Here is a 623-nt window from a genome sequence, read left to right on the forward strand (position 1 = left end):
CCAATCCGAAGGCGCTTCGTCGATGGCCTGTTGACGACTCCAACGTGGTTGAGGATGTGACGGCCGTTCTCGGATGCGAAGCCAAGCAAACCCAAAGGCGGTTCCGGGTGGTCACCTTTCTCGACAGCAAAGGGAATTTCATTCGCGTTGCAACCAACCTGGTTTTCTTGTCCGCCGAAACCATTGCCGCGATTTATAAGGAGCGCTGGCAAATCGAGCTGTTTTTCCGTTGGATCAAACAGCATCTGAATGTGAAGAGGCTGTTTGGAACCAGCCCCAATGCGGTATACAACCAGCTTTATGGGGCCTTGATTGCTTATGTTCTTTTACGGTGGTTGTACCAGGAAGCCAAACCGACCTGGCGCTGTGTGAACCTTTCCTTCACTGACTTTCTCCGTAAACTTCGGTTGGGCCAATTGCCGACTGAAGTTGCTTATTCCCTTGTTCAATTGCTTTCTACACGACGATGCCTATTACTAAATATTGGATAATCAACAGACCTGCCTCTACTTTCTTTTTTGTCCCGTTTATTAAGGTTACCCATTCGCCATCCCAGGTCCTTACTTTATTAACGATTTTACCATTTTTATTCGTAAAAGGCTTTACTTTTCCAGCATTGGGAT

At 47.2% G+C, this 623-nt stretch carries 1 protein-coding gene; it reads left to right on the top strand.

All coding sequences use genetic code 11. From position 1 onward, the window contains the following. Positions 1 to 491 (top strand): transposase (locus tag RZO55_RS10380; protein WP_318064211.1); only part of this gene is annotated, 491 nt, incomplete at its 5' end. Between the last annotated feature and the right edge of the window lie 132 nt (positions 492 to 623).

The sequence above is a fragment of the Clostridium boliviensis genome (assembly GCF_033342255.1).
Classification (GTDB): Bacteria; Bacillota; Clostridia; order Lachnospirales; family Lachnospiraceae; genus Lacrimispora; species Lacrimispora boliviensis.